The 14027-nt window shown below is 40.1% G+C and carries 7 protein-coding genes and 1 pseudogene; 7 read left to right on the top strand and 1 reads right to left on the bottom strand.

Annotation, left to right across the window (positions count from 1 at the left end; all coding sequences use genetic code 11):
* Positions 1 to 421: 421 nt before the first annotated feature.
* From SP4011_RS06905 to SP4011_RS06890, 5 genes and pseudogenes are all read left to right on the top strand, one after another.
* Positions 422 to 5779 (top strand): annotated as a pseudogene (locus tag SP4011_RS06905) (DUF1542 domain-containing protein); the annotation flags it as partial.
* 426 nt (positions 5780 to 6205) lie between these two features.
* Positions 6206 to 6622 carry an LPXTG cell wall anchor domain-containing protein gene (locus SP4011_RS11450; protein ID WP_419992029.1) on the top strand — a complete coding sequence of 139 codons (417 nt, stop codon included), beginning with the start codon at positions 6206 to 6208 and terminating at the stop codon, positions 6620 to 6622.
* Positions 6623 to 6850: 228 nt separating this feature from the next.
* Complete coding sequence (gene ccdA2 / locus SP4011_RS06900; protein WP_338618457.1) at positions 6851 to 7558, top strand: thiol-disulfide oxidoreductase-associated membrane protein CcdA2; 708 nt, start codon at positions 6851 to 6853, stop codon at positions 7556 to 7558.
* Positions 7559 to 7569: 11 nt separating this feature from the next.
* Positions 7570 to 8127 carry a thiol-disulfide oxidoreductase-associated lipoprotein SdbB gene (sdbB, locus tag SP4011_RS06895; RefSeq protein ID WP_000757366.1) on the top strand — a complete coding sequence of 186 codons (558 nt, stop codon included), beginning with the start codon at positions 7570 to 7572 and terminating at the stop codon, positions 8125 to 8127.
* A gap of 121 nt (positions 8128 to 8248) precedes the next feature.
* Positions 8249 to 9640: an amino acid permease gene (locus SP4011_RS06890; RefSeq protein ID WP_173270495.1), complete on the top strand. Its 1392-nt coding sequence runs from the start codon at positions 8249 to 8251 to the stop codon at positions 9638 to 9640.
* On the opposite strand, the gene SP4011_RS06885 is transcribed toward SP4011_RS06890, so the two are convergent.
* Positions 9613 to 9828, bottom strand: a complete 216-nt coding sequence (locus tag SP4011_RS06885; protein ID WP_338618456.1) for a hypothetical protein — start codon at positions 9826 to 9828, stop codon at positions 9613 to 9615. The genes SP4011_RS06890 and SP4011_RS06885 overlap by 28 nt on opposite strands.
* A gap of 153 nt (positions 9829 to 9981) precedes the next feature.
* Between SP4011_RS06885 and adcAII the strand changes: the two genes are divergently transcribed.
* Positions 9982 to 10899 carry a zinc-binding lipoprotein AdcAII gene (gene adcAII / locus SP4011_RS06880; protein WP_338618455.1) on the top strand — a complete coding sequence of 306 codons (918 nt, stop codon included), beginning with the start codon at positions 9982 to 9984 and terminating at the stop codon, positions 10897 to 10899.
* A 7-nt stretch (positions 10900 to 10906) separates the two neighbouring features.
* The gene (locus tag SP4011_RS06875) at positions 10907 to 13999 is read left to right on the top strand and encodes a pneumococcal-type histidine triad protein (RefSeq protein ID WP_338618454.1); all 3093 of its coding nucleotides are present in this window, start codon (positions 10907 to 10909) and stop codon (positions 13997 to 13999) included.
* Positions 14000 to 14027: the final 28 nt, after the last annotated feature.

The raw sequence follows: 14027 nt of genomic DNA, 5'->3' as shown, positions 1-14027 counted from the left end.
GTTATATCAAATAATATCTCAGGATTTCTGATTTTTCGGAGAGCCTGTTTTTTTATTTGCTGAGTCTAGGATAGGTCTTTCTGGCGATGGATAGCAAGACGAACAGTTTCGTTTGAATGTCATATAAATTTAAAATTTCTGAAAATAATGGAAAATATACTAAATTTACAAATAAGGCGCCTCTAAATCCTTTAAAATAAGCAACGTGCATATATATATATATATAATTATCGATTTTCTAAAACAAAGTGAGGTTGAAGGAAGGGAACTAAGTTGATATAATTAAGTGTCAGTAAACAATGGGCTTTTTGTCATTTGTTCAAGATGAGAAAAGGTCATGTTTTCCTGTTTTTATTGCGAGTTGATGCCTGTATGAACATGGCTAGAGGAGCAAAGACAGGGTAGAAAGAAAGGAAAAACTATGAAACAGTTTAAAATGAATGAGCGCCAACGCTTTTCTATACGCAAGTTTTCAATCGGAGCAGCCTCAGTCTTGCTAGGGTCAGTCTTTTTTGTGGCTAATCCAGCGACAGAAGTGCAGGCGGCAGAATCAAGTACAGAAGTGGTCGCTCAGGATAGGGATGTCAAGCCTGACAATTCATCTGCCCTAAGCCCATCAGAGACAAGCAGTCAAAATCCAAGCGTAGGACAAGCAGGAACTGAAGCAGAGACTCAAGGAAGAGAGAAAAAAGAGCCAGGAACTTCATCTAAAGATGGTGAAGCAAAAGCTAAGGTTGAGGAAACGAGTACTGAAGGCAACTCTAAATTAGAATCAAATAAAGAGATAGCAGAAAAACAAGATCAACCGAAAACAAATATTGAACTTAGTAGACAACTAAATACTCAGAACTTAGAATCGCTATTAAGTGAAATTGCTGCCGTAAAAACAGAAAACTACACAAAAGAATCAGTAGCAGCCTTAAAAGCAAAAGCCGAAGAAGCGAGACAAGTCCTTGCAACGGCGCAAAATCAAACAGAAGTAGATGCAGCCTTTAGAACATTAGTAAGTTATAAAAATACTGGCTTAAAACGTGTTAAGAAGGATATAGAACCTAAGGCTCCTAAACTTGATACAACAAACGGCAAAGCAACAGTCGGTCTAAAGGCAGAAAATACAGAACCAAACGGTACCAATATCGCAGGGCATAATCATAGCTTAAATGGAACTACTTTTACAGAAGGTAGTGGGTTTAGAGCAGCGTCTACTAGGTGGAGAGCAGAAGCGGATGGAAAAAGAGTATATAATCAAGGAGAGCAACTTAGTCCTTATGATACTTATGTGAATATTAAATTGTATTTTGAGAAATCACAGACTGGAGATAAACCACGTATACAAATTGTGACGACACCAGCAGGGGGAGTGAGATTAGAATCTTCTAATCCTTATAGAGGTGATAGAAAAAAATTTGCTAATGACGGATATTACAGTTATTATTTGCAGGGTAGCATTCCAAAAGAAATGATTGGTAAATACAATCTCTTGATTAATATTAATGAATATCAAGTAGGTGCTAGAACGACTGTAGAATTACCAATCGAAGTTAAACCAACACCGCCTACTTTAGATATACCAGAAGAGAGCGGTAGGTATACAAAAATTGTTGCAAAAACTCTTGAGGGGAATCATTCGCAAGTTAAATTAAGAGTTAACGGAGTAGAAACTGACTGGATAGTGGCGACGAACGGAGAAGCACGATATGAAAACTCTAATGGTTTTAATCCGGGAGATAGAATTGAAGCTAAGGCACGAGCGTATTCAGATAGTCTAACGACAGATGCATATGGGAATTCAGTTAATCCAGAATTTAGCGAAAGTGATTGGAGTACAGTAAAGACTGTTCCTGACTTACCAATCCCTACAGTGGATAAGACTGGTGCTACGAAAGAAGTTAACGACGCCTTCACTACTAAATCAGGTCAAATAGATAGCGATAATGGTTTAACTAATGAAGAAAAATCTGAAGTAAAAGGTTTAGCAGAGACAGCTAAAAATAGTGCCATCACCAAAATAAATGATGCTCAAACTGAAACGGATTTGAATAAGGCTAAAACAGAAGGAATCAGCAATATTCAAAATGTAGCTCTAACAGGAACAACGAAGAAAGCAGAAGCGACACAAGCGATCAATGCGGCAGCAGAGGCTAAGAAAACAGAAATTTCGAAGAAAACAGAGTTAACAGACGAAGAAAAATCTACAGCTACCACAGCAGTAACGGAAAAAGCGAATGCAGCAATTTCAGATATTAGCAAAGCTACAACAAATACTGGCGTAGAAAGTGCTAAAACTGCAGGCTTAGGCGCAATTTCATCAGTTCCAGTCACAGGTACGAAGAAAGCAGAAGCGACACAAGCGATCAATGCGGCAGCAGAGGCTAAGAAAACAGAAATTTCGAAGAAAACAGAGTTAACAGACGAAGAAAAATCTACAGCTACCACAGCAGTAACGGAAAAAGCGAATGCAGCAATTTCAGATATTAGCAAAGCTACAACAAATACTGGCGTAGAAAGTGCTAAAACTGCAGGCTTAGGCGCAATTTCATCAGTTCCAGTCACAGGTACGAAGAAAGCAGAAGCGACACAAGCGATCAATGCGGCAGCAGAGGCTAAGAAAACAGAAATTTCGAAGAAAACAGAGTTAACAGACGAAGAAAAATCTACAGCTACCACAGCAGTAACGGAAAAAGCGAATGCAGCAATTTCAGATATTAGCAAAGCTACAACAAATACTGGCGTAGAAAGTGCTAAAACTGCAGGCTTAGGCGCAATTTCATCAGTTCCAGTCACAGGTACGAAGAAAGCAGAAGCGACACAAGCGATCAATGCGGCAGCAGAGGCTAAGAAAACAGAAATTTCGAAGAAAACAGAGTTAACAGACGAAGAAAAATCTACAGCTACCACAGCAGTAACGGAAAAAGCGAATGCAGCAATTTCAGATATTAGCAAAGCTACAACAAATACTGGCGTAGAAAGTGCTAAAACTGCAGGCTTAGGCGCAATTTCATCAGTTCCAGTCACAGGTACGAAGAAAGCAGAAGCGACACAAGCGATCAATGCGGCAGCAGAGGCTAAGAAAACAGAAATTTCGAAGAAAACAGAGTTAACAGACGAAGAAAAATCTACAGCTACCACAGCAGTAACGGAAAAAGCGAATGCAGCAATTTCAGATATTAGCAAAGCTACAACAAATACTGGCGTAGAAAGTGCTAAAACTGCAGGCTTAGGCGCAATTTCATCAGTTCCAGTCACAGGTACGAAGAAAGCAGAAGCGACACAAGCGATCAATGCGGCAGCAGAGGCTAAGAAAACAGAAATTTCGAAGAAAACAGAGTTAACAGACGAAGAAAAATCTACAGCTACCACAGCAGTAACGGAAAAAGCGAATGCAGCAATTTCAGATATTAGCAAAGCTACAACAAATACTGGCGTAGAAAGTGCTAAAACTGCAGGCTTAGGCGCAATTTCATCAGTTCCAGTCACAGGTACGAAGAAAGCAGAAGCGACACAAGCGATCAATGCGGCAGCAGAGGCTAAGAAAACAGAAATTTCGAAGAAAACAGAGTTAACAGACGAAGAAAAATCTACAGCTACCACAGCAGTAACGGAAAAAGCGAATGCAGCAATTTCAGATATTAGCAAAGCTACAACAAATACTGGCGTAGAAAGTGCTAAAACTGCAGGCTTAGGCGCAATTTCATCAGTTCCAGTCACAGGTACGAAGAAAGCAGAAGCGACACAAGCGATCAATGCGGCAGCAGAGGCTAAGAAAACAGAAATTTCGAAGAAAACAGAGTTAACAGACGAAGAAAAATCTACAGCTACCACAGCAGTAACGGAAAAAGCGAATGCAGCAATTTCAGATATTAGCAAAGCTACAACAAATACTGGCGTAGAAAGTGCTAAAACTGCAGGCTTAGGCGCAATTTCATCAGTTCCAGTCACAGGTACGAAGAAAGCAGAAGCGACACAAGCGATCAATGCGGCAGCAGAGGCTAAGAAAACAGAAATTTCGAAGAAAACAGAGTTAACAGACGAAGAAAAATCTACAGCTACCACAGCAGTAACGGAAAAAGCGAATGCAGCAATTTCAGATATTAGCAAAGCTACAACAAATACTGGCGTAGAAAGTGCTAAAACTGCAGGCTTAGGCGCAATTTCATCAGTTCCAGTCACAGGTACGAAGAAAGCAGAAGCGACACAAGCGATCAATGCGGCAGCAGAGGCTAAGAAAACAGAAATTTCGAAGAAAACAGAGTTAACAGACGAAGAAAAATCTACAGCTACCACAGCAGTAACGGAAAAAGCGAATGCAGCAATTTCAGATATTAGCAAAGCTACAACAAATACTGGCGTAGAAAGTGCTAAAACTGCAGGCTTAGGCGCAATTTCATCAGTTCCAGTCACAGGTACGAAGAAAGCAGAAGCGACACAAGCGATCAATGCGGCAGCAGAGGCTAAGAAAACAGAAATTTCGAAGAAAACAGAGTTAACAGACGAAGAAAAATCTACAGCTACCACAGCAGTAACGGAAAAAGCGAATGCAGCAATTTCAGATATTAGCAAAGCTACAACAAATACTGGCGTAGAAAGTGCTAAAACTGCAGGCTTAGGCGCAATTTCATCAGTTCCAGTCACAGGTACGAAGAAAGCAGAAGCGACACAAGCGATCAATGCGGCAGCAGAGGCTAAGAAAACAGAAATTTCGAAGAAAACAGAGTTAACAGACGAAGAAAAATCTACAGCTACCACAGCAGTAACGGAAAAAGCGAATGCAGCAATTTCAGATATTAGCAAAGCTACAACAAATACTGGCGTAGAAAGTGCTAAAACTGCAGGCTTAGGCGCAATTTCATCAGTTCCAGTCACAGGTACGAAGAAAGCAGAAGCGACACAAGCGATCAATGCGGCAGCAGAGGCTAAGAAAACAGAAATTTCGAAGAAAACAGAGTTAACAGACGAAGAAAAATCTACAGCTACCACAGCAGTAACGGAAAAAGCGAATGCAGCAATTTCAGATATTAGCAAAGCTACAACAAATACTGGCGTAGAAAGTGCTAAAACTGCAGGCTTAGGCGCAATTTCATCAGTTCCAGTCACAGGTACGAAGAAAGCAGAAGCGACACAAGCGATCAATGCGGCAGCAGAGGCTAAGAAAACAGAAATTTCGAAGAAAACAGAGTTAACAGACGAAGAAAAATCTACAGCTACCACAGCAGTAACGGAAAAAGCGAATGCAGCAATTTCAGATATTAGCAAAGCTACAACAAATACTGGCGTAGAAAGTGCTAAAACTGCAGGCTTAGGCGCAATTTCATCAGTTCCAGTCACAGGTACGAAGAAAGCAGAAGCGACACAAGCGATCAATGCGGCAGCAGAGGCTAAGAAAACAGAAATTTCGAAGAAAACAGAGTTAACAGACGAAGAAAAATCTACAGCTACCACAGCAGTAACGGAAAAAGCGAATGCAGCAATTTCAGATATTAGCAAAGCTACAACAAATACTGGCGTAGAAAGTGCTAAAACTGCAGGCTTAGGCGCAATTTCATCAGTTCCAGTCACAGGTACGAAGAAAGCAGAAGCGACACAAGCGATCAATGCGGCAGCAGAGGCTAAGAAAACAGAAATTTCGAATCGTTTTGATTTGACAACTGAGGACAAGTCAAGAGCATTGCAACAGGTGGATCAAGAAGCTAAGGATGCTAAGATTGCGGTGGACAAGGGCGTAACAAATAAGGATGTAGAACAGGCAAAAGTGGCAGGAATCGATGCTATCAAGAACATCAATCCACAACCATCTCCACGTCCGCTTCCTACGCCTCAACCTCAACCTTCTACTCCTACTCAGCCAGACCAAGGAGGCACAGAGACTCCAACAGCTCCATCTGAGCCAGCTCCTCAACCATCTCAACCAACTGCTCCGAGTCAACCTGCAAGTCCTGCTCCAGCTCCAAGTTCAGCTCCGACTCAAGCTCCTAGAGCGGCAGCAAGTTCTTCAGCTAGCTCAACGAGCACGCAAGCTCCAGCTCAAGAGCAAGTTGATAAGTCTGAACTTCGTGCCTTGACTCAAGAGTTAGATCAACGCTTGAAAGCTTTGGCAACAGTATCTGATTCGAAAATCGATGCAGCCAAGGCTGTCCTCCTAGATGCTCAAAAAGCTCTGGAAGATAGTGCCTTGACAGAGCAAGGTCTGCGTACTGCAGTAGAGTCTGTGAAGGCTGCCTTGGACTCTCTCAAAGATGTGAAAGCAAATGCTAGCGACAGCAAGCCTGCACAGGACAAGAAGGATACTAAGCAAGGAACGGAAGATAGTAAGGATTCAGATAAGATGACTGAAACAAACTCAGTTCCAGCAGGAGTGACTGTAGTCGGTCTACTCGCCCTTCTAGGCGTGATTGCCTTCTGGTTGGTTCGCCGTAAGAAAGAGTCAGAAATCCAGCAATTAAGCACGGAATTGACCAAGGTTCTCGGACAGCTAGATGCAGAAAAAGTAGATAAAAAAGTCCTTGCCAAAGCCCAAAACCTTCTCCAAGAAACCCTTGATTTCGTGAAAGAAGAAAATGGCTCAGCAGAGACAGAAGCTAAACTAGTAGAGGAGCTTAAAGCAATCCTTGCCAAACTCAAGTAAAACATAATTTATGAAATGTCAGACCTAAAAGACATTTTCGTTCACAAAAGCAGCGACGAGTAACCCTTGTCGTTGCTTTTTGGCTATTTTGGGGACAAGATCCGCCTTGACTAGCAAAAGAAAAGATTGGTCAATAGTAGCCGATACGATTTTGCGTAGCAGAAAGCATACAAATTAAATTGAATATAGTAAAATAGGATTAGAAATCTTAAGAAAGTTGGTTCTTTATTGGAAACGCTAGTATTTTCAATCTCCGTTTTTTTAGCAGGGGTCTTGTCCTTCTTTTCTCCTTGCATTTTTCCACTTCTGCCAGTTTATGCTGGGATTTTATTGGATGATCAGGAAAGTGCAAAAAGTTTTTCCTTGTTTGGGAGAAAGGTTCTTTGGTCCGGTTTGATTCGAACGCTTTGCTTTATCGCAGGTATTTCTCTCATTTTCTTTATTCTAGGATTTGGTGCTGGTTACTTTGGTCATATTCTCTATGCAAATTGGTTTCGATATGTCATGGGAGCTATTATTATCATTTTGGGTCTTCACCAGATGGAAATTTTTCATTTTAAGAAATTAGAGGTTCAAAAAAGCTTTACTTTTAAGAAATCAGAAGCCAATCGTTATTGGTCAGCCTTTTTACTCGGTATTACCTTTAGCTTTGGTTGGACGCCTTGTATTGGTCCAGTTTTAAGTTCTGTTTTAGCGCTTGCGGCTTCTGGAGGCAATGGAGCTTGGCAAGGTGCTATCTATACTCTTATTTACACTCTGGGGATGGCTCTTCCTTTCTTGGTCTTGGCTCTAGCTTCAGGTCTAGTCATGCCTTATTTTAGTAAAATCAAACGTCATATGATGCTAATGAAGAAAATTGGTGGTTTCCTCATTATTTTAATGGGAATTTTGTTACTATTAGGACAAGTAAATGTTCTAGCTGGAATTTTTGAATAAAGGAGAAAATGATGAAAAAAGTAATGTTTGCTGGCTTAAGTCTCTTGTCATTAGTTGTATTGATAGCCTGTGGTGAGGAAGAAACTAAAAAAACTCAAGCCCCACAACAGCCAAAACAAGAAACGCCTGTACAGCAAATTGCTGTTGGGAAAGATGCTCCAGACTTCACCTTGCAATCCATGGATGGTAAAGAAGTCAAGTTATCTGATTTTAAGGGTAAAAAGGTTTACTTGAAGTTTTGGGCTTCCTGGTGTGGTCCATGTAAGAAAAGTATGCCTGAGTTGATGGAATTAGCTGCAAAACCAGATCGCGATTTTGAAATTCTTACTGTCATTGCACCAGGAATTCAAGGTGAAAAAACTGTTAATCAATTCCCACAATGGTTCCAAGAACAAGGATATAAAGATATCCCAGTTCTTTATGATACTAAAGCAACAACCTTCCAAGCTTATCAAATTCGAAGCATTCCTACAGAATACCTAATTGATAGTCAAGGAAAGATTGGAAAGATTCAATTTGGTGCTATCAGTAATGCGGATGCAGAAGCAGCATTTAAAGAAATGAACTAGAATCGATAAAAATCTGATTACAAGATGTAGTCAGATTTTTTTAGAAAATTATTTTATAAATAGTCACAAATCCCCTATATTTATGGTAAAATAGAATCATCATTTTATTTGGAGAAGAAATATGAATATATTTAGAACAAAGAATGTAAGTTTGGATAAAACGGAGATGCACAGGCATTTGAAGTTATGGGATTTGATTTTGCTGGGTATCGGAGCCATGGTAGGGACAGGCATCTTTACAATTACAGGTACTGCAGCTGCCACACTTGCTGGTCCAGCCCTAGTGATTTCAATCGTCATTTCTGCCTTGTGTGTGGGATTATCAGCCCTCTTTTTTGCAGAATTTGCTTCACGAGTACCTGCTACAGGTGGTGCCTACAGTTATCTCTATGCTATTTTAGGAGAATTCCCAGCCTGGTTGGCTGGTTGGTTAACCATGATGGAGTTCATGACAGCCATATCAGGCGTAGCTTCGGGTTGGGCAGCTTATTTTAAAGGCTTGCTCTCTCAATACGGGATAGCCCTTCCTCAGCCTTTAAATGGTACCTTTAATCCTCAAGCAGGGACATTTGTTGATTTATTGCCTATTCTTGTCTTGGTCTTGGTGACCTCGCTTGTTTTACTCAATGCTAAAGCAGCCTTACGCTTTAATTCTATTCTAGTTATTTTGAAATTCTCGGCTTTAGCTCTCTTTGTTTTAGTAGGAATTTGGCATATCAAACTTGATAATTGGAGTAATTTTGCTCCTTATGGTTTTGGACAAATCTATGGTGCTAGTACTGGTATTATGGCTGGTGCCTCCTTAATGTTCTTCGGTTTTTTGGGATTTGAATCCATCTCTATGGCTGTAGATGAGGTCAAGACTCCTCAAAAAAATATTCCTAGAGGGATTGTCTTATCGCTTTCTATCGTAACCATTCTCTATGCCTTGGTGACGCTTGTTTTGACTGGTGTGGTTCACTATAGTCATTTAAATGTCAATGATGCCGTTGCCTTTGCCCTTCGTAGCGTTGGGATCAGTTGGGCAGCCAACTATGTGTCATTAGTGGCTATCTTGACCTTGATTACAGTTTGTATCTCGATGACCTATGCCCTATCGCGTATGATTTACAGTTTAGCGCGCGATGGCTTAATGCCTGCCGCCTTTAAAGAACTAACGAAGACTAGCAAGGTACCAAAGAATGCTACTATTTTAACAGGTCTAGCTTCAGCAGTAGCAGCAGGAATGTTCCCTCTTGCTAGTATCGCAGCCTTCTTAAATATTTGTACCTTAGCCTACTTGATTATGCTAGCTTACGGCCTGATTCGCTTACGGAAAGAAAAAGGCATGCCCAAAGCAGGCGAATTTAAAACACCATTGGTACCCTTATTACCGATTTTATCAATCATCATTTGTCTATCCTTCATGTTACAGTATAATATGGAAACCTGGCTTGCTTTCCTAGTTGCATTGTTGATAGGAAGTATTATTTACTTCACTTATGGTTATAAGCATTCTACCATAGAAGAATAATACTCTTCGAAAATCTCTTCAAACCACGTCAGCTTCGCCTTGCCGTATGTATGGTTACTGACTTCGTCAGTTTCATCTACAACCTCAAAAACATGTTTTGAGCTGACTTCGTCAGTTCTATCTGCAACCTCAAAGTCGTGCTTTGAGCAGTCTGCGGCTAGCTTCCTAATTTGCTCTTTGATTTTCATTGAGTATATAAAGTGAGAATCTGTTGAGTTGTTGAAACTCAGCAGATTTTTATATGTGAAAGAAATTTCAAATTTTTTCTAAAAATATCTTGACAGATTAAGTTTTTAGGAGTAGAATGTTTACTAGTTAATTAAACAGTTAAGGAGTTGTTCATGAAGAAACAAAATTTATTTTTAGTCTTGTTAAGTGTCTTTCTTTTATTGCTAGGAGCCTGTAGTCAAAAGGAAAGCCAGACAGGAAAGGGGATGAAAATTGTGACCAGTTTTTATCCTATCTACGCTATGGTTAAGGAAGTATCTGGTGACTTGAATGATGTTCGGATGATTCAGTCAAGTAGTGGGATTCACTCCTTTGAACCTTCAGCAAATGATATTGCAGCCATCTATGATGCAGATGTATTTGTTTACCATTCTCATACGCTCGAATCTTGGGCAGGAAGTTTAGATCCTAATCTAAAAAAATCCAAAGTGAAGGTTTTAGAGGCTTCTGAGGGAATGACCTTGGAACGTGTCCCTGGACTAGAGGATGTGGAAGCAGGGGATGGAGTTGATGAAAAAACGCTCTATGACCCTCACACTTGGCTAGATCCTGAAAAAGCTGGTGAAGAAGCGCAAATTATCGCTGATAAACTTTCAGAGGTGGATAGTGAACATAAAGAAACTTATCAAAAAAATGCGCAAGCCTTTATCAAAAAAGCTCAGGAATTGACTAAGAAATTCCAGCCTAAATTTGAAAAAGCGACTCAGAAAACATTTGTAACACAACATACAGCCTTTTCTTATCTTGCTAAGCGATTTGGACTCAATCAACTTGGTATTGCAGGCATCTCTCCTGAACAAGAACCAAGTCCAAGACAACTAACTGAAATTCAGGAATTTGTTAAAACCTATAAGGTTAAAACAATTTTTATGGAAAGTAATGCTTCTTCAAAAGTAGCTGAAACTCTTGTCAAATCAACAGGTGTGGGTCTTAAAACTCTGAATCCTTTAGAGGCAGACCCACAAAATGACAAGACTTACCTAGAAAATCTTGAAGAAAATATAAGTGTTTTAGCAGAAGAATTAAAGTGAGGAAAGAATGAAAATCAATAAAAAATATGTAGCAGGTTCGGTGGCAGTCCTTGCCCTAAGTGTTTGTTCCTATGAACTTGGTCGTTACCAAGCTGGTCAGGCTAAGAAAGAGTCTAATCGAGTTGCTTATATAGACGGTGATCAGGCTGGTCAAAAGGCAGAAAATTTGACACCAGATGAAGTCAGTAAGAGAGAGGGAATCAACGCCGAACAAATTGTCATCAAGATTACGGATCAAGGTTATGTGACCTCTCATGGAGACCATTATCATTACTATAATGGCAAGGTTCCTTATGATGCTATTATCAGTGAAGAACTGCTGATGAAAGATCCTAATTATCAGTTGAAGGATTCAGATATTGTCAATGAAATCAAGGGTGGCTATGTCATTAAGGTAGACGGGAAATACTATGTTTACCTCAAGGATGCCGCCCATGCGGACAATATTCGGACAAAAGAAGAGATTAAGCGTCAGAAGCAGGAACATAGTCATAATCATAATTCAAGTACAGATAATGCTGTTGCTGCAGCCAGAGCCCAAGGACGCTATACAACGGATGATGGTTATATCTTTAATGCCTCTGATATTATAGAAGATACGGGTGATGCCTATATCGTTCCTCATGGCAATCACTTCCACTATATTCCGAAGAGTGATTTGTCTGCCAGTGAATTAGCTGCTGCCCAAGCCTTCTTATCTGGAAAAGGCGGTCAATTAAGTACGGTTGAATATCGTTCTAGCAGGAGAGAAACAAGATCTAGTGTGAGAACGAGTCAATCTGAGACACCTCAAAATCCTGCAACAGATTCTGAAAGTCAAAGTGAGGATTTAGCTAGTCTCCTTCAAGAATTGTACGCTTTGCCACTTAGCCAACGTCATGTGGAGTCTGATGGATTGGTATTTGACCCAGCACAAATTATAAAACGTACTGCAAATGGGGTCGCAGTTCCTCATGGGGATCATTTCCATTTCATTCCGTATTCACAAATGTCTGCTTTGGAAGAAAAATTGGCTCGAAATCTACCAATTGGAGGTCAGCCAGTTCAAAAGCATTCTGATAATACGAAACCAAGCAGTACAGATAAACTAAGTTCAACCATTAAACCAAACTTTAATCTCAATACGCAAGCATCGAATCGAGGAACTGGAGGCGCCTATACAACGGATGATGGGTATGTCTTTAGTCCGACAGATGTGATTGAAGATACAGGAGACGCTTTTATTGTACCGCATGGCAATCATTTCCACTATATACCAAAAGGCGCTTTGTCTGCAGGGGAATTGGCTGCAGCCCAAGCCTATTGGAATGGGAAGCAGGGGTCTCGTCCTTCTTCAAGTTTTAGTCATAATGCAAATCCAGCTCAACCAAGCTTGTCAGAGAACCACAATCTAACTGTCACTCCAACTTATCATCAGAATCAAGGGGAAGATATTTCAAGCCTTTTACGTGAATTGTATGCCAAACCTTTGTCAGAACGACATGTGGAATCGGATGGCTTGGTATTCGACCCAGCACAAATAACAGATCGTACAGCAAATGGTGTTGCTGTGCCTCACGGAAATCATTATCACTTTATCCCTTATTCACAAATGTCTGATTTAGAGCAGAAGATTGCAAGAATGATTCTGTTAAAAGGGCAAAATGGTGCAGTCGTGCCAGGAATGCATTATTTGAAACCAGCACCAAAACCGCAAGTTCAACCATCAACTGAGAAAAAACAAACTAATTTTGCAGTAGAACAGGTTGTTAGAAAAGTTGGAAAAGGATATGTTGTGGAAATTGCTGGTGTCAGTCACTATGTTTTTGCTAAAGACTTGGCTAAGGATAAGATTGATGCTATTGAAAATCTCTTGTCTAAGAAAACTCAAGAGACACATGCTCTAGTTGCGAAGAAAGAAAACGTCTCTTCTCGTGACAAAGAATTTTATGATAAAGCTTATAATCTGTTAACCCAGGCTCATAAAGCCTTGTCTGAAAATAAGGGGCGTGCTGTTGATTTTCAAGCCTTAGACAAATTAGCAGAACGCTTGAATAATGAATCTTCTAATAATAAAGTAAAATTGGTAGATGATTTATTGGCATTTCTAGCACCGATTACCCACCCAGAACGCCTTGGCAAACCAAATGCTCAAATTGCCTATACAAACGATGAAATTAAATTAGCGAAATTAGCAGGTAAATATACAACCTCAGATGGCTACATTTTTGACGAACATGATATTGAAAGTGATGCAGGAAATGCCTACGTCACTCCACACTTGAACCATAGCCACTGGATTAAAAAAGACAGCTTATCTGAAGCTGAAAGGGCAGCAGCTCAGGCTTATGCTAAAGAAAAAGGCTTACAAGCTCCAAATTCTACTGAAGCAAAACCAGAGGCAACAGGGACAGAAGCTATCTATAACCGCGTAACAGCTGAGAACAAGGTACCATTAGAAAAAATACCAAATCATTTACAGTATACTGTAGCTGTACAGAATGGTTACTTTATAATTCCTCACTTTGATCACTATCATAATCTTAAGCTTGCATGGTTTGACGAAGGACTCTATAAGGCACCTGAGGGTTATACCTTAGAAGATTTATTTGCGACTGTAAAATACTACGTTGAACATCCGGACCAACGTCCTCATTCAGATAATGGTTGGGGTAATGCTAGCGACCATGTTCGTAAAAATAAGGCAGACCAAGACGGTAAACCTGATGAAAATAAGGAACATGATGAAGTAAGTGAGCCAACTCGCTCTGAATCTGATGAAAAAGAGAATCACGCTGGTTTAAATCCTTCAGCAGATAATCTTTATAAACCGAGCACTGATGAAGACGAGACAGAGGAAGAAGCTGAAGATACTACAGAAGAGCCAGAAGTCCATCAAGTAGAGACTGCAAAAGTAGAAGCTAAACTCAAAGAAGTAGAAGCTTTACTTGATAAAGTAACGGATGCTAGTCTGAAAGCTACTGCGACTGAAACCCTGGCTAGTTTACGAGGTAACTTGAGCCTGCAAACCATGGATAATAATGACATCATGACAGAGGCAGAAAAATTACTTGCTTTGTTAAAAGGTAGTGAGTCAATTGAGACGAAGCCAGAAGCATAAGTTTATCCTATTAAATCGATATAATGTA

The sequence above is a fragment of the Streptococcus parapneumoniae genome (assembly GCF_037076355.1).
GTDB lineage: Bacteria > Bacillota > Bacilli > Lactobacillales > Streptococcaceae > Streptococcus > Streptococcus parapneumoniae.
The sequence above is the reverse complement of the archived record's forward strand: the minus strand, read 5'-3'. Positions and strand labels throughout refer to the sequence as shown.

Coding starts and splice junctions, on each gene's coding strand:
- sdbB (WP_000757366.1), top strand. CDS start 7,570: ATGAAAAAAGTAATGTTTGCTGGCTTAAGTCTCTTGTCATTAGTTGTA.
- SP4011_RS06890 (WP_173270495.1), top strand. CDS start 8,249: ATGAATATATTTAGAACAAAGAATGTAAGTTTGGATAAAACGGAGATG.
- SP4011_RS06885 (WP_338618456.1), bottom strand. CDS start 9,828: ATGAAAATCAAAGAGCAAATTAGGAAGCTAGCCGCAGACTGCTCAAAG.
- adcAII (WP_338618455.1), top strand. CDS start 9,982: ATGAAGAAACAAAATTTATTTTTAGTCTTGTTAAGTGTCTTTCTTTTA.
- SP4011_RS06875 (WP_338618454.1), top strand. CDS start 10,907: ATGAAAATCAATAAAAAATATGTAGCAGGTTCGGTGGCAGTCCTTGCC.